This is a genomic window from Escherichia sp. WS1450 (assembly GCF_046487395.1).
In the GTDB taxonomy this organism is placed as follows: domain Bacteria; phylum Pseudomonadota; class Gammaproteobacteria; order Enterobacterales; family Enterobacteriaceae; genus Escherichia; species Escherichia coli.
In genome coordinates this window covers 34,405-54,035 of sequence record NZ_JBJQJO010000017.1, presented here as the reverse complement: position 1 = coordinate 54,035, position 19,631 = coordinate 34,405, and the positions used below count along the sequence as shown (strand labels likewise).

Annotated in this window: 21 protein-coding genes; 8 read left to right on the top strand and 13 right to left on the bottom strand. The window is 51.0% G+C overall.

Translation table 11 applies throughout. From position 1 onward, the window contains the following. The first annotated feature begins 12 nt into the window (after positions 1 to 12). From glpK to fpr, 3 genes are all read left to right on the top strand, one after another. Complete coding sequence (gene glpK, locus ACJHYR_RS18555) at positions 13 to 1,521, top strand: glycerol kinase GlpK (RefSeq protein ID WP_000136788.1); 1,509 nt, start codon at positions 13 to 15, stop codon at positions 1,519 to 1,521. A gap of 134 nt (positions 1,522 to 1,655) precedes the next feature. Continuing rightward, positions 1,656 to 2,666, top strand: a complete 1,011-nt coding sequence (gene glpX, locus ACJHYR_RS18550; protein WP_001250644.1) for a class II fructose-bisphosphatase — start codon at positions 1,656 to 1,658, stop codon at positions 2,664 to 2,666. 96 nt (positions 2,667 to 2,762) lie between these two features. After that, positions 2,763 to 3,509 (top strand): ferredoxin--NADP(+) reductase, encoded by a 747-nt coding sequence (gene fpr / locus ACJHYR_RS18545; RefSeq protein WP_000796322.1) that lies wholly within the window; start codon positions 2,763 to 2,765, stop codon positions 3,507 to 3,509. Between the two features lie 4 nt (positions 3,510 to 3,513). On the opposite strand, the gene uspD is transcribed toward fpr, so the two are convergent. From uspD to ACJHYR_RS18530, 3 genes are all read right to left on the bottom strand, one after another. Continuing rightward, positions 3,514 to 3,942, bottom strand: a complete 429-nt coding sequence (gene uspD / locus ACJHYR_RS18540; protein WP_000323555.1) for a universal stress protein UspD — start codon at positions 3,940 to 3,942, stop codon at positions 3,514 to 3,516. Positions 3,943 to 3,968: 26 nt separating this feature from the next. After that, entirely contained in the window at positions 3,969 to 4,268 is a 300-nt protein-coding gene (locus ACJHYR_RS18535; RefSeq protein WP_000655986.1) for a DUF406 domain-containing protein, read from the bottom strand. A gap of 211 nt (positions 4,269 to 4,479) precedes the next feature. After that, entirely contained in the window at positions 4,480 to 4,920 is a 441-nt protein-coding gene (locus tag ACJHYR_RS18530; protein ID WP_000155255.1) for a DUF805 domain-containing protein, read from the bottom strand. 100 nt (positions 4,921 to 5,020) lie between these two features. Between ACJHYR_RS18530 and ACJHYR_RS18525 the strand changes: the two genes are divergently transcribed. After that, positions 5,021 to 5,620 (top strand): YiiQ family protein, encoded by a 600-nt coding sequence (locus tag ACJHYR_RS18525; RefSeq protein WP_000802226.1) that lies wholly within the window; start codon positions 5,021 to 5,023, stop codon positions 5,618 to 5,620. A gap of 107 nt (positions 5,621 to 5,727) precedes the next feature. Next, the gene (tpiA, locus tag ACJHYR_RS18520) at positions 5,728 to 6,495 is read left to right on the top strand and encodes a triose-phosphate isomerase (protein WP_001216325.1); all 768 of its coding nucleotides are present in this window, start codon (positions 5,728 to 5,730) and stop codon (positions 6,493 to 6,495) included. 54 nt (positions 6,496 to 6,549) lie between these two features. On the opposite strand, the gene cdh is transcribed toward tpiA, so the two are convergent. The 5 genes from cdh to cpxP form a co-directional block, all read right to left on the bottom strand. After that, a complete protein-coding gene (cdh, locus tag ACJHYR_RS18515) occupies positions 6,550 to 7,305 on the bottom strand; it encodes a CDP-diacylglycerol diphosphatase (protein WP_000708998.1) in 756 nt (251 codons plus the stop codon). Between the two features lie 106 nt (positions 7,306 to 7,411). Next, positions 7,412 to 8,401 carry a sulfate/thiosulfate ABC transporter substrate-binding protein Sbp gene (sbp, locus tag ACJHYR_RS18510; protein ID WP_001045689.1) on the bottom strand — a complete coding sequence of 330 codons (990 nt, stop codon included), beginning with the start codon at positions 8,399 to 8,401 and terminating at the stop codon, positions 7,412 to 7,414. 319 nt (positions 8,402 to 8,720) lie between these two features. Next, positions 8,721 to 9,683 (bottom strand): 6-phosphofructokinase, encoded by a 963-nt coding sequence (gene pfkA, locus ACJHYR_RS18505; RefSeq protein WP_000591795.1) that lies wholly within the window; start codon positions 9,681 to 9,683, stop codon positions 8,721 to 8,723. A gap of 180 nt (positions 9,684 to 9,863) precedes the next feature. Continuing rightward, positions 9,864 to 10,766: a CDF family cation-efflux transporter FieF gene (gene fieF, locus ACJHYR_RS18500; RefSeq protein ID WP_001076742.1), complete on the bottom strand. Its 903-nt coding sequence runs from the start codon at positions 10,764 to 10,766 to the stop codon at positions 9,864 to 9,866. Positions 10,767 to 10,914: 148 nt separating this feature from the next. Continuing rightward, on the bottom strand, positions 10,915 to 11,415 hold the full coding sequence (gene cpxP / locus ACJHYR_RS18495) for a cell-envelope stress modulator CpxP (RefSeq protein WP_001223800.1): 501 nt from the start codon (positions 11,413 to 11,415) through the stop codon (positions 10,915 to 10,917). A 149-nt stretch (positions 11,416 to 11,564) separates the two neighbouring features. Between cpxP and cpxR the strand changes: the two genes are divergently transcribed. Together cpxR and cpxA are read left to right on the top strand one after the other, a co-directional pair. Beyond that, complete coding sequence (gene cpxR / locus ACJHYR_RS18490; protein ID WP_001033722.1) at positions 11,565 to 12,263, top strand: envelope stress response regulator transcription factor CpxR; 699 nt, start codon at positions 11,565 to 11,567, stop codon at positions 12,261 to 12,263. Further along, complete coding sequence (gene cpxA, locus ACJHYR_RS18485; RefSeq protein ID WP_072837527.1) at positions 12,260 to 13,633, top strand: envelope stress sensor histidine kinase CpxA; 1,374 nt, start codon at positions 12,260 to 12,262, stop codon at positions 13,631 to 13,633. Before cpxR ends, cpxA begins: the two co-directional genes overlap by 4 nt. A gap of 104 nt (positions 13,634 to 13,737) precedes the next feature. On the opposite strand, the gene yiiM is transcribed toward cpxA, so the two are convergent. From yiiM to sodA, 3 genes are all read right to left on the bottom strand, one after another. Continuing rightward, a complete protein-coding gene (yiiM, locus tag ACJHYR_RS18480) occupies positions 13,738 to 14,412 on the bottom strand; it encodes a 6-hydroxyaminopurine reductase (RefSeq protein WP_001270252.1) in 675 nt (224 codons plus the stop codon). Positions 14,413 to 14,560: 148 nt separating this feature from the next. After that, positions 14,561 to 15,544 carry a 2-keto-3-deoxygluconate transporter gene (gene kdgT / locus ACJHYR_RS18475; protein ID WP_001166045.1) on the bottom strand — a complete coding sequence of 328 codons (984 nt, stop codon included), beginning with the start codon at positions 15,542 to 15,544 and terminating at the stop codon, positions 14,561 to 14,563. Positions 15,545 to 15,803: 259 nt separating this feature from the next. Next, on the bottom strand, positions 15,804 to 16,424 hold the full coding sequence (gene sodA / locus ACJHYR_RS18470) for a superoxide dismutase [Mn] (protein ID WP_001297064.1): 621 nt from the start codon (positions 16,422 to 16,424) through the stop codon (positions 15,804 to 15,806). Positions 16,425 to 16,708: 284 nt separating this feature from the next. Between sodA and rhaT the strand changes: the two genes are divergently transcribed. Beyond that, complete coding sequence (gene rhaT / locus ACJHYR_RS18465) at positions 16,709 to 17,743, top strand: L-rhamnose/proton symporter RhaT (RefSeq protein WP_000063505.1); 1,035 nt, start codon at positions 16,709 to 16,711, stop codon at positions 17,741 to 17,743. On the opposite strand, the gene rhaR is transcribed toward rhaT, so the two are convergent. Together rhaR and rhaS are read right to left on the bottom strand one after the other, a co-directional pair. Further along, positions 17,740 to 18,588 carry an HTH-type transcriptional activator RhaR gene (rhaR, locus tag ACJHYR_RS18460; protein WP_001309887.1) on the bottom strand — a complete coding sequence of 283 codons (849 nt, stop codon included), beginning with the start codon at positions 18,586 to 18,588 and terminating at the stop codon, positions 17,740 to 17,742. The genes rhaT and rhaR overlap by 4 nt on opposite strands. 73 nt (positions 18,589 to 18,661) lie before the next feature. Beyond that, positions 18,662 to 19,498 (bottom strand): HTH-type transcriptional activator RhaS, encoded by an 837-nt coding sequence (rhaS, locus tag ACJHYR_RS18455; protein WP_072837528.1) that lies wholly within the window; start codon positions 19,496 to 19,498, stop codon positions 18,662 to 18,664. Between the last annotated feature and the right edge of the window lie 133 nt (positions 19,499 to 19,631).

The window sequence follows — 19,631 nt, the reverse complement described above, 5'->3', positions numbered from 1 at the left end:
GGACAATTAAACATGACTGAAAAAAAATATATCGTTGCGCTCGACCAGGGCACCACCAGCTCCCGCGCGGTCGTAATGGATCACGATGCCAATATCATTAGCGTGTCGCAGCGCGAATTTGAGCAAATCTACCCAAAACCAGGCTGGGTAGAACACGACCCAATGGAAATCTGGGCCACCCAAAGCTCCACGCTGGTAGAAGTGCTGGCGAAAGCCGATATCAGTTCCGATCAAATTGCAGCTATCGGTATTACGAATCAGCGTGAAACCACTATTGTCTGGGAAAAAGAAACCGGCAAGCCTATCTATAACGCCATTGTCTGGCAGTGCCGTCGTACCGCAGAAATCTGCGAGCATTTAAAACGTGACGGTTTAGAAGATTATATCCGCAGCAATACCGGTCTGGTGATTGACCCGTACTTCTCTGGCACCAAAGTGAAGTGGATCCTCGACCATGTGGAAGGCTCTCGCGAGCGTGCGCGTCGTGGTGAATTGCTGTTTGGTACGGTTGATACGTGGCTTATCTGGAAAATGACTCAGGGCCGTGTCCATGTGACCGATTACACCAACGCCTCTCGTACCATGTTGTTCAACATCCATACCCTGGACTGGGACGACAAAATGCTGGAGGTGCTGGATATTCCGCGCGAGATGCTGCCAGAAGTGCGTCGTTCTTCCGAAGTGTACGGTCAGACTAACATTGGCGGCAAAGGCGGCACGCGTATTCCAATCTCCGGGATCGCCGGTGACCAGCAGGCGGCGCTGTTTGGTCAGTTGTGCGTGAAAGAAGGGATGGCGAAGAATACCTACGGCACTGGCTGCTTTATGCTGATGAACACCGGCGAGAAAGCGGTGAAATCAGAAAACGGCCTGCTGACCACCATCGCCTGTGGCCCAACTGGCGAAGTAAACTATGCGCTGGAAGGTGCGGTGTTTATGGCGGGCGCATCCATTCAGTGGCTGCGCGATGAGATGAAGTTGATTAACGACGCGTACGATTCCGAATATTTCGCCACGAAAGTGCAAAACACCAATGGTGTATATGTGGTTCCGGCATTTACCGGGCTGGGTGCGCCATACTGGGATCCGTATGCGCGCGGGGCGATTTTCGGCTTAACGCGTGGAGTGAACGCTAACCACATTATCCGCGCGACGCTGGAGTCTATTGCTTATCAGACGCGTGACGTACTGGAAGCAATGCAGGCCGACTCCGGTATTCGTCTGCACGCCCTGCGCGTGGATGGCGGCGCAGTAGCAAACAATTTCCTGATGCAGTTCCAGTCCGATATTCTCGGTACGCGCGTTGAGCGCCCGGAAGTGCGCGAAGTGACTGCGTTGGGTGCGGCCTATCTTGCTGGTCTGGCGGTCGGTTTCTGGCAGAACCTCGACGAGCTGCAAGAGAAAGCGGTGATTGAACGCGAGTTCCGTCCAGGCATCGAAACCACTGAGCGTAATTACCGTTACGCAGGCTGGAAAAAAGCGGTCAAACGCGCGATGGCGTGGGAGGAACACGACGAGTAATGTAAATGCCGGATGAAGCGTTTATGCCGCATCCGGTAGTCCTGAATCGTGCGGGGGCAACCCCGCACACATCAATAATCCCGCCCTTCCCCTGTGCTACACTTCGCGCCATTCCTTACTGCTTAGAGTTTGCTATGAGACGAGAACTTGCCATCGAATTTTCCCGCGTCACCGAATCAGCGGCGCTGGCTGGCTACAAATGGTTAGGACGCGGCGATAAAAACACCGCGGACGGCGCGGCGGTAAACGCCATGCGTATTATGCTCAACCAGGTCAACATTGACGGCACCATCGTCATTGGTGAAGGTGAAATCGACGAAGCACCGATGCTCTACATTGGTGAAAAAGTCGGTACCGGTCGCGGCGACGCGGTAGATATTGCTGTTGATCCGATTGAAGGCACGCGCATGACGGCGATGGGCCAGGCTAACGCGCTGGCGGTGCTGGCAGTAGGCGATAAAGGCTGTTTCCTCAACGCGCCAGATATGTATATGGAGAAGCTGATCGTCGGACCGGGAGCCAAAGGCACCATTGATCTGAACCTGCCGCTGGCGGATAACCTGCGCAATGTAGCGGCGGCGCTCGGCAAACCGTTGAGCGAACTGACGGTAACGATTCTGGCTAAACCACGCCACGATGCCGTTATCGCTGAAATGCAGCAACTCGGCGTACGCGTATTTGCTATTCCGGATGGCGACGTTGCGGCCTCAATTCTCACCTGTATGCCAGACAGCGAAGTTGACGTGCTGTACGGTATTGGTGGCGCGCCGGAAGGCGTGGTTTCTGCGGCGGTGATCCGCGCATTAGATGGTGACATGAACGGTCGTCTGCTGGCGCGTCATGACGTCAAAGGCGACAACGAAGAGAATCGTCGCATTGGCGAGCAGGAGCTGGCACGCTGCAAAGCAATGGGCATCGAAGCCGGTAAAGTATTGCGTCTGGGCGATATGGCACGCAGCGATAACGTCATCTTTTCTGCCACCGGTATTACCAAAGGCGATCTGCTGGAAGGCATTAGCCGCAAAGGCAATATCGCGACTACCGAAACGCTGCTGATCCGCGGCAAGTCACGCACTATTCGCCGCATTCAGTCCATCCACTATCTGGATCGCAAAGACCCGGAAATGCAGGTGCACATCCTCTGATTGATTTGATCGATTGAGCCTTCCAGTCCTTCGGGACTGGAATTTTTTTGTTCGGAGAACGAAGATAAGGCAAGTCAATCAAAACAGGAGAAAAACATGGCTGATTGGGTAACAGGCAAAGTCACTAAAGTGCAGAACTGGACCGACGCCCTGTTTAGTCTCACCGTTCACGCCCCCGTGCTTCCGTTTACCGCCGGGCAATTCACCAAGCTTGGCCTTGAAATTGACGGCGAACGCGTCCAGCGCGCCTACTCCTATGTTAACTCGCCCGATAATCCCGATCTGGAGTTTTACCTGGTCACCGTCCCCGATGGCAAATTAAGCCCACGATTGGCGGCACTGAAACCGGGCGATGAAGTGCAGGTGGTTAGCGAAGCAGCTGGCTTCTTTGTTCTGGATGAAGTACCAGATTGCGAAACGCTATGGATGCTGGCAACCGGTACAGCGATTGGCCCTTATTTATCGATTCTGCAACTGGGCAAAGATTTAGATCGCTTCAAAAATCTGGTCCTGGTTCACGCCGCACGTTATGCCGCCGACTTAAGCTATTTGCCACTGATGCAAGAACTGGAAAAACGCTACGAAGGCAAACTGCGCATTCAGACGGTGGTCAGTCGGGAAACGGCAGCGGGGTCGCTCACCGGACGGATACCGGCATTAATTGAAAGTGGTGAACTGGAAAGCGCGGTTGGCCTGCCGATGAATAAAGAAACCAGCCATGTGATGCTGTGCGGCAATCCACAGATGGTGCGCGATACGCAACAGTTACTGAAAGAGACCCGGCAGATGACGAAACATTTACGTCGCCGACCGGGCCATATGACAGCGGAGCATTACTGGTAAGCGGTTACTTATCGATAAACGGCACGATGAGCAAATCCGCACTCAACTTATTGATCATCCCGCGATATGCCGGCATCAAACGGTTGATAAATGAGTGGTGATGACCACAGACAAGGAGGTCGCACTGCTCTTTTTGCATAATTTCCAGCAGTGTTTCCGGCATTTCTCCGCGTTCAATACGCAGTTTTGTCTTCGGCCATTGAATATTTTTCGTCAGTTTATACAGCTTGTTATCCGACTTATTCTTCAACAATTGAAGAATATCTTCTGTTGCAGGGAAGTAGATACCCGGATACAACTCGCTTAAGCCATCATCAATATGAATTAACGTCAGGTGAGCGTCATTATGTCTGGCGAGCTCCAGGGCTTTATTCACCAGTAAGGCATCTTCTTCATTCCCGGAAATTGCCACGCCAATGTGTTTATAAGCCATGTTTAACTCCTTCTAAAGCAACTCCATCAAGCTAACGAACGCAGTGATAACTCAAAAATAATCATCTCGGCCTGGCATGAGAAGGTGAAGGCCGCATCAAGCTCAACTTGCCCCTCCAGATCCTTAATCTTATAGGCCACGCTGGCCCCTTCATCTGCAGAGGATGCAGCGGCGGCAAGCTCTTTCAGTTTGGTCATAAAGGACTCTGCTTCTTCGCGGGTGGCAAAAAAGCGCGAAAACTTACTGGTACAGTTGTCGTTATCAATCACCGTACCGATATCAATCGCACATCCTTTAGTACTGCATTTATCTACGACATCTTTCATAGGGCACCTCTGTATATTCGCCTCTCTGTCGATTACGACTTAAGAATAATGCGCCGTTAAGGGAAGAACAAACAAGTAATGATCTTATGGATTACCATTTTTTTTGATATTGCTTAATGTGAAGAGTTCAGAAGGATTTTCCGGGTATTGTCATTTGCATCGTGGAAATAACAATCCCGGAAAAAAATAGCAGTAAGAGATATATTAAAGGTTAATTACTTGATTTATTGTCGGCTTTATACTTCACATCCTCGGTATCTTTACCATATTTATTTTCGCCTTGTGTGCCAACAAACGCACCAAGATCGATAAGCATCATCACCAGAATCAACGTCGGGACAAAACGCCCCACCGCCCATTGCCAGACACCCGGTAAAATCGCCCAGTTACCCGCCAGCAGCATCCACGCCACAATCATCAGAAATGCCCATGCGCCGGAACGCCCGCGATCATGCAAGCGCTTAACGGTTACTGCCGCTGTTGGCCAGAGCAAGCACACAAGGCAAAACGCCGCAGTCTGAATATCGAGTAAATTTTTACCCGCCAGTGAGAAAAGCACCAGCATGCCTGCGAACCACAGGCCTATCCAAATCCAGAAATCACGGCGTCCAATACGCCCTTTAAATGAGAATAACCATTGCTGTATGGTCATGTAAGTTCCTTGATGGTTGTCTTTTCCAGGATTCTACCCTTTTGACAAGGGCGACAGATATCGTTTTAATCGGAGCCAGTCATAACAAAAGGTACTGTCAATGAAGCCAGGGTGTACGCTGTTTTTTCTCTTATGTTCTGCATTAACCGTTACAACAACGGCGCATGCACAAACACCAGATACGGCAACGACCGCGCCTTATTTGCTGGCTGGAGCCCCTACTTTCGATCTCTCCATCAGCCAGTTTCGAGAAGACTTTAACAGCCAGAATCCCAGCCTGCCACTGAACGAATTTCGTGCCATCGACAGCAGTCCCGACAAAGCCAATCTCACTCGTGCTGCCAGTAAAATTAACGAGAACTTGTATGCTTCTACAGCGCTGGAGCGCGGTACCTTAAAAATCAAAAGCATTCAAATGACCTGGCTACCCATCCAGGGGCCAGAGCAAAAAGCCGCGAAAGCGAAAGCTCAGGAATACATGGCAGCGGTGATCCGCACACTCACCCCATTAATGACCAAAACACAAAGCCAGAAAAAACTGCAGTCGCTACTAACGGCGGGGAAAAACAAACGTTATTACACCGAGACAGAAGGTGCACTGCGTTATGTTGTCGCGGACAACGGCGAAAAGGGGCTGACCTTCGCTGTTGAACCGATTAAGCTGGCGCTATCTGAATCGCTTGAAGGTTTGAATAAATGACAAAAAGCAAAGCCTTTGTGCCGATGAATCTCTATACTGTTTCACAGACCTGCTGCCCTGCGGGGCGGCCATCTTCCTTTATTCGCTTATAAGCGTGGAGAATTAAAATGCGACATCCTTTAGTGATGGGTAACTGGAAACTGAACGGCAGCCGCCACATGGTTCACGAGCTGGTTTCTAACCTGCGTAAAGAGCTGGCAGGTGTTGCTGGCTGTGCGGTTGCAATCGCACCACCGGAAATGTACATCGATATGGCGAAGCGCGAAGCTGAAGGCAGCCACATCATGCTGGGTGCGCAAAACGTGGACCTGAACCTGTCCGGCGCATTCACCGGTGAAACCTCTGCTGCTATGCTGAAAGACATCGGCGCACAGTACATCATCATCGGCCACTCTGAACGTCGTACTTACCACAAAGAGTCTGACGAACTGATCGCGAAAAAATTCGCGGTGCTGAAAGAGCAGGGTCTGACTCCGGTTCTGTGCATCGGTGAAACCGAAGCTGAAAACGAAGCGGGCAAAACAGAAGAAGTTTGTGCACGTCAGATCGACGCGGTACTGAAAACTCAGGGTGCTGCGGCATTCGAAGGTGCGGTTATCGCTTACGAACCCGTATGGGCAATCGGTACTGGCAAATCTGCAACTCCGGCGCAGGCACAGGCTGTTCACAAATTCATCCGTGACCACATCGCTAAAGTTGACGCTAACATCGCTGAACAAGTGATCATCCAGTACGGCGGCTCTGTAAACGCGTCTAACGCTGCAGAACTGTTTGCTCAGCCAGACATCGACGGCGCGCTGGTTGGCGGTGCTTCTCTGAAAGCTGACGCTTTCGCAGTGATCGTTAAAGCTGCAGAAGCGGCTAAACAGGCTTAAGTCTGACAGGTGCCGGATTTCATATCCGGCACTTACTTTCCTTAACTCCTCGCCTTAACGCAAAATCTCACACTGATGATCCTGGATTTCCTCGGCTGAAGCACGGTTCAGCGTCAGTAGATTTCGTTGTGTCGCCAGCAACACAAACGAATTATCACTCTGCCGCACCATCGCCAGCCCGTAGCTTCCCATATGTTCCCGCGCCTCAGGCACTTCCTCTGCAAGCATCATAAATGGGCTGCGTTGTACCAGTTCGCTTTCCGTTACCCGACGCGCCAGGTATTCATGCCCGCGCAAACCACCTGGCAGTGGCAACCAGCGGCTGCTGATGTTCGCCAGATTGTTATCCAGTTGTTCGCGCACATCAGGACGAATACAAGAGATATGAATATGAAAATGGTTTTGCGTACGCCCGGTGCGAGAGTTGATCGCCAAAGAAACCGCGCGATCGGGAACCGGCTGGCCGTATTTTTTGCTCATAAAATCACGCGCCTGCCAGGCCAACCAAAAGAAGTTCGGCGTTGAAGGATCGGTCAACAAAGGACTTTCAGTACCGTTAATACGATACGTTGGCATCAACAGATATTGCAGTGGGCCATTAAGATCTTTTAAAACCACGTATCCGGCATTGGGTTTGACTTCCGCACATGGCGAAGGATTTTGATTTTGCTGTTGATTGGGCAAACATTCCTCAAGGACAATCTTACGTAATGTATCCGACTCTTCACCGGTTAATTTCCAGTAACCAATACCGGCAGCCACAACGGCGATAACTATCATCACCAAAAAAAGAAGACCCGCTTTTTTCATCTTTTTTTCCCTGTACCTCAAAGAGATGCAAGGGTAACGCAAAATCGTGACAAATAAAAAACCCGGTCGCGAGAAACCACCGGGTTTGATAATTATCCTGGGGAAATCAGCGTTTGCTGATCTGATCGAACGTACCGCCGTTAGCAAAATGCTCTTTTTGCGCTTTCGTCCAGCCGCCGAACTCTTCATCAATGGTGAATAACTTCAATTTTGGAAACGCATTTTCGTACTTTTTCGCTACCTCAGCGTCGCGCGGACGGTAGTAGTTTTTCGCGGCAATTTCCTGACCTTCTGGCGAGTAGAGATATTTCAGGTAGGCTTCCGCCACCTCTTTGGTGCCTTTTTTCTCGACCACTTTATCGACCACCGACACGGTTGGCTCTGCGAGGATAGACTCACTCGGCGTGACGATTTCGAATTTATCTTTCCCCAGTTCATTCGCTGCCAGCAGAGCTTCGTTTTCCCAGGCGATCAGTACATCGCCAATTCCGCGCTCGACAAAAGTGTTAGTGGAGCCGCGCGCGCCAGAATCCAGAACTTCGACGTTTTTATACAGTGCCCGAACAAAATCCTGTGCTTTTGCCTGATCGTTGTTGTTGTGATGCAGCGCGTAGCCCCAGGCTGCCAGGTAGTTCCAGCGCGCGCCACCAGAGCTTTTCGGATTAGGCGTGATCACCGAAACACCCGGTTTAATCAGATCGTTCCAGTCATGGATCTGCTTCGGATTGCCCTTACGTACCAGGAAAACAATGGTGGAAGTGTACGGTGCGGAGTTATCCGGCAGACGTTTGATCCACTCTTTATCAATCCGCCCGCGTTCCGCAATCGCGTCCACGTCATAGGCCAGAGCCAGCGTGACAACATCAGCTTCAATACCGTTGATTACCGACGTCGCTTGTTTGCCTGAACCACCGTGGGACTGACGAATCACCACGTTATCGCCAGTTTGCTGTTTCCAGTGGGCGCTGAATGCCTTGTTGTACTGTTCGTACAATTCGCGCGTTGGATCATATGAAACGTTAAGAAGCTGAATATCCTTTGCCATAACGCTGGTTGCCGCCAGCAAAAATGTTAACCCTACGCCCCACTTGTTCATCGCCCGACTCTCTTATGTTGTGTTGTGATGAGCAAAGCGTGCCAGAAGGTTAACCAAACATTAAAGAATAAAAAAAGATTGGCTATAACTTGCGGGTATATGTTGGGGGATTAAAAAGGCGGAAGAAATCCGCCTCATATTGCTGACAAAGTGCACTTTGTCCATGCCGGATGCGGCGCGAACGCCTTATCCGGCCTACAAAAGTTTGCAAATTCAATAAATTGCAGAATTCATGTAGGCCTGATAAGCGAAGCGCATCAGGCATTTTTGCTTCTGTCATCGGTTTCAGGCTAAAGGAATCTGCCTTTTTCCGAAATCATTAATACAGTTTTTTCGCGCAGTCCAGCCAGTCGCCTTTGAACGGACGCTTCATGTTTTCGATAGCGTCGATGATGTCGTGGTGAACCAGCTGTTCGTTCTGGATACCTACGCAACGACCGCCGTAACCTGCCAGCAGCAGATCGATAGCGTAAGCGCCCATACGGGAAGCCAGAATACGGTCGTAAGGCACCGGAGAACCACCGCGCTGGATGTGGCCCAGCACAGTTGCGCGGGTTTCACGACCGGTTTCTTTCTCGATGAAATGCGCCAGTTCGTCAACATCACACATATGTTCGGTAATCGCCACGATCGCGTGTTTTTTACCTTTCGCGATACCCGCTTTGATTTCGTTTACCAGGTCTTCACGGCTGAATTCAACTTCCGGAACTACAACGAATTCACAGCCACCGGCAATGGCCGCAGCCAGGGTCAGATCGCCACAATAACGACCCATCACTTCCACCACGGAAATACGCTGGTGAGAAGAAGAGGTGTCACGCAGACGGTCGATCGCTTCTACAACGGTGCTCAGCGCAGTGAAGAAACCGATAGTGTAGTCAGTGCCTTTGATGTCGTTGTCGATAGTGCCCGGCAGGCCGATGCACGGGAAGCCCATTTCGGTCAGACGCATTGCACCCATGTAGGAACCGTCACCGCCGATAACCACCAGCGCGTCGATACCACGTTTTTTCAGGTTTTCGATAGCCACGGCGCGGATGTTCTCGTCGCGGAATTCCGGGAAACGCGCAGAACCGAGGAACGTACCACCACGGTTGATCATGTCAGAAACGCTGTAACGGTCTAGCTGTACCATACGGTCTTCATACAGACCCAGATAGCCGTCATAAATGCCCATTACTTCCAGACCTTCTGTCAGCGCAGAACGAACAACCCCGCGAATTGCGGCGTTCATGCCTGGCGCATCACCGCCGCTTGTCAACACACCGATTTTCTTAATCATGACTACCTCTGAACTTTGGAATGCAAAATGAAATCTGTTGCCGGAAGTCTTCTTGCACATCGAAGTGATCCAACGAATGTGCAAATAGTATAACAATCACTTCCTGCTGAATTGATTCAGGTCAGGCCAAATGGCGGTATTTTATACACAAAATGCGGGTCTGGCTCTCTTTTATACTGATTATGAAAGCATAGACCGTTTACCCTCCCTGGGTACGACGGAACAGGGGTCCTGATGGATAATCACATCCGATCCCGGAAAACGCCGTAAAATAGCCTGCTCTACCTGATCCGCCACCATATGTGCCTGAACCAAAGGCAGAGAGTCTTCCATTTCCAAATGAATCTGAATAAAGCGGGTCGGCCCTGACTGCCGCGTGCGAAGATCGTGAGCGCCGCTAACACCCGGCCAGGAAGTCACGATATCAATAATTTCTTGCCGTTCCTCATCAGGTAATGCGCGATCCAGTAATGACTGTACCGCCTCATATCCCATGCGTAACGCGCTATATAAAATATAGATGCCGATTCCCAATGCAAACAGAGCATCGGCGCGATGCCAGCCGTACCAGGACAACCCCAGCGCCAGCAGAATTGCGCCGTTCATCATAACATCAGACTGGTAATGTAGCATATCAGCCCGCACCGCCTGGCTTTGCGTCCGGCGCACCACCCACCGCTGAAACGAGACAAGGATAATCGTACAAATTAGCGCCACAATTGTCACGATAACCCCGACGCCTGGATCTGTCATCGGTGTTGGAGATATCAGATGTTGAATACCCGTCAAAAAGAGGAATAGTGCCGAACCGGAGATAAACATACTTTGCGCCAGCGCCGCGAGGGACTCAGCTTTACCGTGACCAAACGAGTGATTATCGTCGGCAGGTTGCAGGGAATATCGCACCACCAGTAAATTCGTCAACGACGCGCCGATATCCACCAGCGAATCCACCAGCGCGGCGAGAATACTCACCGACCCGGTATACCACCATGCAAAAATTTTAATCAGCAATAGCAGTGAAGCCATCGCCGTTGCAGCAATCGCCGCCCGACTGACCAGCCGTCCATAAGATTGATTCATAAATACTCCCGCTATCAACTGACGCTAGTATAACGGAAGCAAATCATCTGCAATGCATTAAGCAGCAGGCAAATTGAGGATAAAAAAAAACCCCACATCATGTGGGGGAAGACAGGGATGGTGTCTATGGCAAGGAAAACAGGGTTTACTACTGGGAACGTGAGTTGCTACTACTCAATAGCTTCAACGATGAACTTTTTTGCCATTGCGTCACGTCGCGCAACTGCTCCATTCGTTGTTGATGTTTCTCGTTTAAAACCGCTTGCTGCTCCGGCGTTAACAGGCGATACATTTGGTTGCGGACTTTTGCCATCTCAACCTGACGAGCAATTTGCTCATTCGCCATTTTTTCTGCCTGTGCGCGCACAGCGTTTTCATCAAAATTTTCTGCGGTGACAAGGCGATGCATTGTCTCCAGTTCGCTAACATTAACAGGAGGCTGTTCGTGCCGGGCCTGTTGCATAAGATCTCGCATCTGCTGACGCTGATGTTCGGTTAAACTTATGCCGTCGAACATATGGCTCTGCGTACTGCGCTGCGTAAGTTCTTCACCCGGATGCCAGTTATCGCCTGAACCGACTTCAGCAGCGTGGCTTAATGAACTGACTGCCAGCGTTGAGGCCATGACGGCAGCGGTAACTATGCGCATCATTTGCTCCCAAAATCTTTCTGTCGCGATTCAACGATAGAGAGTTTACGATTCAGGCTGCAAACATGCGTCAGGGGGTGTAAAACAACGTAAAGTCATGGATTAGCGACGTCTGATGACGTAATTTCTGCCTCGGAGGTATTTAAACAATGAATAAAATCCTGTTAGTTGATGATGACCGAGAGCTGACTTCCCTATTAAAGGAGCTGCTCGAGATGGAAGGCTTCAACGTGATTGTTGCCCACGATGGGGAACAGGCGCTTGATCTTCTGGACGACAGCATTGATTTACTTTTGCTTGACGTAATGATGCCGAAGAAAAATGGTATCGACACATTAAAAGCACTTCGCCAGACACACCAGACGCCTGTCATTATGTTGACGGCGCGCGGCAGTGAACTTGATCGCGTTCTCGGCCTTGAGCTGGGCGCAGATGACTATCTCCCGAAACCGTTTAATGATCGTGAGCTGGTGGCACGTATTCGCGCGATCCTGCGCCGTTCGCACTGGAGCGAACAACAGCAAAACAACGACAACGGTTCACCGACACTGGAAGTTGATGCCTTAGTGCTGAATCCAGGCCGTCAGGAAGCCAGCTTCGACGGGCAAACGCTGGAGTTAACCGGTACTGAGTTTACCCTGCTCTATTTGCTGGCACAGCATCTGGGTCAGGTGGTTTCCCGTGAGCATTTAAGCCAGGAAGTGCTGGGCAAACGCCTGACGCCTTTCGACCGCGCTATTGATATGCACATTTCCAACCTGCGTCGTAAACTGCCGGATCGTAAAGATGGTCACCCGTGGTTTAAAACCTTGCGTGGTCGCGGCTATCTGATGGTTTCTGCTTCATGATAGGCAGCTTAACCGCGCGCATCTTCGCCATCTTCTGGCTGACGCTGGCGCTGGTGTTGATGTTAGTTTTAATGTTACCCAAGCTCGATTCACGCCAGATGACCGAGCTTCTGGATAGCGAACAGCGTCAGGGTCTGATGATTGAGCAGCATGTCGAAGCGGAGCTGGCGAACGATCCGCCCAACGATTTAATGTGGTGGCGGCGTCTGTTCCGGGCGATTGATAAGTGGGCACCGCCAGGACAGCGTTTGTTATTGGTGACCACCGAAGGCCGCGTGATCGGCGCTGAACGCAGCGAAATGCAGATCATTCGTAATTTTATTGGTCAGGCCGATAACGCCGATCATCCGCAGAAGAAAAAGTATGGCCGCGTGGAACTGGTCGGTCCGTTCTCAGTGCGTGATGGCGAAGATAATTACCAACTTTATCTGATTCGTCCGGCCAGCAGTTCTCAATCCGATTTCATTAACTTACTGTTTGACCGCCCGCTATTACTGCTGATTGTCACCATGTTGGTCAGTACGCCGCTGCTGTTGTGGTTGGCCTGGAGTCTGGCAAAACCGGCGCGTAAGCTGAAAAACGCTGCCGATGAAGTTGCCCAGGGAAACTTACGCCAGCACCCGGAACTGGAAGCGGGGCCACAGGAATTCCTTGCCGCTGGTGCCAGTTTTAACCAGATGGTCACCGCGCTGGAGCGCATGATGACCTCTCAGCAGCGTCTGCTTTCTGATATCTCTCACGAGCTGCGCACCCCGCTGACGCGTCTGCAACTGGGTACGGCGTTACTGCGCCGTCGTAGTGGTGAAAGCAAGGAACTGGAGCGTATTGAAACCGAAGCGCAACGTCTGGACAGCATGATCAACGATCTGTTGGTGATGTCACGTAATCAGCAGAAAAACGCGCTGGTGAGTGAGACCATCAAAGCCAACCAGTTGTGGAGTGAAGTGCTGGATAACGCGGCGTTCGAAGCCGAGCAGATGGGCAAGTCGTTGACGGTTAACTTCCCGCCTGGGCCGTGGCCGCTGTATGGCAACCCGAACGCTCTGGAAAGTGCGCTGGAAAACATTGTTCGTAATGCCCTGCGTTATTCCAATACGAAGATTGAAGTAGGCTTCGCGGTAGATAAAGACGGCATCTCCATTACGGTGGATGACGATGGTCCTGGCGTTAGCCCGGAAGATCGCGAGCAGATTTTCCGCCCGTTCTATCGTACCGATGAAGCACGCGATCGTGAATCTGGCGGTACAGGTTTGGGGCTGGCGATTGTTGAAACCGCCATCCAGCAGCATCGTGGCTGGGTGAAGGCAGAAGACAGCCCGCTTGGCGGTTTACGGCTGGTGATTTGGTTGCCGCTGTATAAGCGGAGTTAAACTCCGCATTGTAGGCAGGATAAGGCGTTTACGCCGCATCCGGCATTTGAGCAGGATGCCTGATGCGACGCTGATAGCGTCTTATCAGGCCTACACTCCGGGGGTTATTTTCCCCACAACCGGCGGGAAAAATCTTCGATCTTGCCGCTCAGTCGGCGCTTTTGCATCGTCCGCGTCCAGCTTTTCGATAACCCGGCGGCGGAGAGTAAACGGTGATACTGCTCGTCATCAAACGGCATATGCCATGCGATGGCGGCAGCCTCCTGCACGGTCACATCACTGACACGGGAAACCAACTCCAGCGGCGCATCAGCAGATACCAACCCTGGCGCAATCACGCTATACAACCACCCCACTTTACCCGTGTTTTGCATCAACTGCGCTATGTCGCTGATATCAAAATGGTAATTGAGTTTATAGCAAGGGGAGCGTGGCTGGCTGACCTGAATTAATGCCTCTCCCCAGCGGAAAATATCGCCAATATAAACATTACTTTCCGTGAGGCCGTCGGTTGAGAGATTTTCGCCAAACGCAGGCGCAACAAACAACTCCGCCTGTTCCGGAAATTCCCGCGCCCAGTAGAGATAGTGCTCACGAGGATAATGACACAGCGCTCTGTCTGGCCCGCCGTGAACCTTTTTCTCCGCCTGCTCGTCACCTTCCAGCCCCAGCTCCGTCAGCATCAACTCACCATCAACCTGGATTTTGGCAATTGCGCTGGGTTTGCCTTCGGGATAAGCCTGAATCTTGCCTGTGTATACATCAACCGGATATCGCATCTGTTCCCTCTCCACGAGAAATTTCCCCATTAGACCATATTTATTTTATGTCAGGCGTGCTGTTTTCGCGGTATGTATCCAGGCAGGAGCTCAATAGCAAACCGGACGAACGTTAGTTCATCCGGCTGTGGGGATTAAGGAAGCAGGTTTATTTTACCGTGCCTAAAATTTCGATTTTCGCCACTCTGGCTTTGACTTTACGTGACCAGATAGAGGTAAGAATTGGCACCAGAATCGAAGTCACAATGACCGCCGTCGCAACCAGCGAAGTTGCTGCCGGAGCCATCGGTTTAAACGCAGGCACCATTTCAGCAATCAGCACAGGTGTCGCTACCGCGGCCCCTGCGGAACTGGAAGCGGCAATTCCGGCAGTGCCATCGCCACCGCCAATCAATTTATCGGCGATAATCAACGGAATACCGGTCACGATAATTACTGCCACACCCAACAGGATCCCCAGCAAACCTGTCTGGGCAATTACAGTCAAATCAATGGTATTGCCCAGCGCGAAGGCAAAGAATGGAATCAGCGTCTGCACCGCTTTGCTGAAAAATTCTCGTAATTCAGGGTCAAGGTTCCCAAGGGCAAAGCCCACCAGGAACGGTAATACTGCGCCGACGAAAACATGCGGTTCAAATGAGGCAATCCCGGCAGTGCCCAGAATAATCATCGTCATGAGCGGCCCGGACTCCAATGACATCAACACAAATGCCCCAGCTTCTTCTTTTGTGCCGTACTGTTGCATGATGGAAGCGTAAAGTCCGCCGTTGGTCATATCCATCGCCGCCACCAGCGCCAGCGTTGAAAGTCCGGCAAAGAATCCAACTTCAACACCATGTTCCGGAATAATGCGTGAGGCAATTGCCGCAACCACCCACGCGACGGCAATTTTTGTTACCACCAGCGTACCGGATTTACGTAATACCGTTCCCGTCGCGCTTAATTTTATTGACGCCCCCATGCAAAAAAACCACACCGCCAGAATGGGCACCGTACCGGTAATCATCCCGTTGGTGAATGATCCAAAATATTTCCCCGCCTCCGGCGAGAAGGTGTGGCACAGTGCGCCAAGGAATAGCGGGACGAGCATCATCCCCCCCGGGATTTTCTCAATCGAGCGTTTTATCTGCATTTCCATCACCTGTCGGCATATTTTTAAGGGCTGATGCGTAATTCCTCAACGGAGCATCAGTGTTGATGGAAACGAAGATAGACATTCATTTAATCAATAAAAGTGATCAAAACCACATCAATTGAAACACTGTTTTATTTTTATCGGATCATTGTTTTTATTTTGAAATTGATCACAAAAAAACCACCGCCGTTGGCGATGGTTCATTTTTTAAGCTGATATGCGGCGTAAACGCCTCATTGCAGCAGGCGGCAAATGATTATTTTTTCGCCGCGAAACGTGCCGCTGCTTCATCCCAGTTCACCACGTTCCAGAACTCTTTGATGTAGTCCGGACGGCGGTTCTGGAATTTCAGGTAGTAAGCATGTTCCCACACATCCAGGCCCAGAATCGGGAAGCCGGAAGCGCCAGAAATAGCTTCACCCATCAGCGGAGAGTCCTGGTTAGCAGTAGAAACCACCGCCAGTTTATCGCCTTTCAGCACCAGCCATGCCCAGCCGGAACCAAAGCGGGAAGCTGCCGCTTTCTCAAATTCTGCTTTGAAGTTATCAACGGAGCCGAAGTCACGTTCGATAGCCGCTTTCAGGTCACCCTGTAAGGTAGTGCCTTTTTTCAGACCTTTCCAGAACAGGCTGTGGTTAGCGTGACCGCCAGCGTTGTTGCGCAGTACGGTTTTCTTGTCTGCTGGCAGCTGGTCCAGTTTGGTGATCAGCTCTTCAACCGGCAGGTTGGCAAATTCTGGCAGGCTTTCCAGCGCCGCATTGGCGTTGTTGACGTAGGTCTGATGGTGTTTGGTGTGGTGGATTTCCATGGTCTGCTTATCGAAGTGCGGTTCCAGGGCATCGTAAGCATACGGCAGGGATGGCAGGGTATAGCTCATATTCATCTCCAGTATTGTCGGGCGGCCGATTGTTAATGCCGCGTAAGCAGTTGGTTCATTATAGTTAATTAAATGATATTGAAAATGATTATCAATGCCGTACTTTTCGTAAGGGTATGGTTTTGCAGGAAAATGCCCGAGATGTGAAGCAAATCACCCACTTAATGCCGTGATTGCCAGCAAATCGACAACGGCGGCAACAGGCGAAAGGTTAATCGACAGCACGATTTTTACACTCATCTCGTCGGAGATGTGACGCGACGAAAAATGATGAGGATAAGAAGATGAGTAACGCGATTACGATGGGGATATTTTGGCATTTGATCGGCGCGGCCAGTGCAGCCTGTTTTTACGCTCCGTTCAAAAAAGTAAAAAAATGGTCATGGGAAACCATGTGGTCAGTCGGTGGGATTGTTTCGTGGATTATTCTGCCGTGGGCCATCAGCGCCCTGTTACTACCGAATTTTTGGGCGTATTACAGCTCGTTTAGTCTCTCTACACTGCTGCCTGTTTTTCTGTTCGGCGCTATGTGGGGGATCGGTAATATCAACTACGGCCTGACCATGCGTTATCTCGGCATGTCGATGGGGATTGGTATCGCCATTGGTATCACGTTGATTGTTGGTACGCTGATGACGCCAATTATCAACGGCAATTTCGATGTGTTGATCAATACCGAAGGTGGACGCATGACATTGCTCGGCGTTCTGGTGGCGCTGATTGGTGTAGGGATTGTGACTCGCGCCGGGCAGTTGAAAGAGCGCAAGATGGGCATTAAAGCCGAAGAGTTCAACCTGAAAAAAGGGCTGGTGCTGGCGGTGATGTGCGGCATTTTCTCTGCCGGGATGTCCTTTGCGATGAACGCCGCAAAACCGATGCATGAAGCCGCTGCTGCACTGGGCGTCGATCCACTGTATGTCGCTCTGCCAAGCTATGTTGTCATCATGGGCGGCGGCGCGATCATCAACCTCGGTTTCTGCTTCATTCGTCTGGCAAAAGTGAAGGATTTGTCGCTAAAAGCCGACTTCTCGCTGGCAAAACCGCTGATCTTTCACAATGTGTTACTCTCAGCACTGGGCGGGTTGATGTGGTATCTGCAATTCTTTTTCTATGCCTGGGGCCACGCGCGTATTCCGGCGCAGTATGACTACATCAGCTGGATGCTGCATATGAGCTTCTATGTATTGTGCGGCGGTATCGTCGGGCTGGTGCTGAAAGAGTGGAACAATGCAGGTCGCCGTCCGGTAACGGTGTTGAGCCTCGGTTGTGTGGTGATTATTGTTGCCGCCAACATCGTCGGCATGGGCATGGCGAATTAATCTTTCTGCGAATTGAGATGACGCCACTGGCTGGGCGTCATCCCGGTTTCCCGGGTAAACACCACCGAAAAATAGTTACTATCTTCAAAGCCACATTCGGTTGAAATATCACTGATTAACAGGCGGCTATGCTGGAGAAGATATTGCGCATGACACACTCTGACCTGCCGCAGATATTGATTGATGGTCATTCCAGTCTGCTGGCGAAATTGCTGACGCAAAACGCGCTCACTGCACGATGCCTCATCACAAAATTCATCCAGCGCAAAGGGACTTTTCAGGCTGGCCGCCAGCCGGGTAATCAGCTTATCCAGCAACGTTTCGCTGGATGTTGGCGGCAACGAATCACTGGTGTAACGATGGCGATTCAGCAACATCACCAACTGCCCGAACAGCAACTCTGCCATTTCGTTAGCAAACGGCACATGCTGACTACTTTCATGCTCAAGCTGACCGATAATCTGCCGCGCCTGTGCCATCCCCATGCTACCTAAGCGCCAGTGTGGCTGCCCTGCGCTGGCGCTAAATCCCGGAATCGCCCTCTGCCAGTCAAGATTCAGCTTCAGCCGCTCCGGGCAATAAATAATATTCTGCAAAACCAGATCGTTAACGGAAGCGTAGGAGTGTTTATCGTCAGCATGAATGTAAAAGAGATCGCCACGGGTAATGCGATAAGGGCGATCGTTGAGTACATGCAGACCATTACCGCGCCAGACAATCACCAGCTCACAAAAATCATGTGTATGTTCGGCAAAGACATCTTGCGGATAACGGTCAGCCACAGCGACTGCCTGCTGGTCGCTGGCAAAAAAATCATCTTTGAGAAGTTTTAACTGATGCGCCACCGTGGCTACCTCGGCCAGAGAACGAAGTTGATTATTCGCAATATGGCGTACAAATACGTTGAGAAGATTCGCGTTATTGCAGAAAACCATCCCGTTCCTGACGAATATCACGCGGTGACCAGTTAAACTCTCGGCGAAAAAGCGTCGAAAAGTGGTTACTGTCGCTGAATCCGCAGCGATAGGCGATGTCAGTAACGCTGGCCTCGCTGTGGCGTAGCAGATGTCGGGCTTTCATCAGTCGCAGGCGGTTCAGGTAACGCTGAGGCGTCAGTCCCGTTTTCTGCTTAAGCTGCCGATGTAGCGTACGCAGCGAAAGAGAAAATTGATCCGCCACGGCATCCCAATTCACCTCATCGGCAAAATGGTCCTCCAGCCAGGCCAGAAGCAAGTTGAGACGTGACGCGCTGTTTTCCAGGTTCTCCTGCAAACTGCTTTTACGCAGCAAGAGCAGTAATTGCATAAATAAGATCTCGCGACTGGCGGTCGAGGGTAAATCATTTTCCTCTTCCTGCTGTTCCATCTGTGCAACCAGCTGTCGCACCTGCTGCAACACGCTGTGGTTAACGCGCCAGTGAGACGGATACTGCCCATCCTGCTCTTGTGGCAGCAACTGATTCAGCCCGGCGAGAAACTGAAATCGATCCGGCGAGCGATACAGCACATTGGTCAGACACAGATTATCGGTATGTTCATACAGATGCCGATCATGATCGCGTACGAAACAGACCGTGCCACCGGTGATGGTATAGGGCTGCCCATTAAACACATGAATACCCGTGCCATGTTCGACAATCACAATTTCATGAAAATCATGATGATGTTCAGGAAAATCCGCCTGCGGGAGCCGGGGTTCTATCGCCACGGACGCGTTACCAGACGGAAAAAAATCCACACTATGTAATACGGTCATACTGGCCTCCTGATGTCGTCAACACGGCGAAATAGTAACCACGAGGTCAGGTTCTTACCTTAAATTTTCGACGGAAAACCACGTAAAAAACGTTGATTTTTCAAGATACAGCGTGAATTTTCAGGAAATGCGG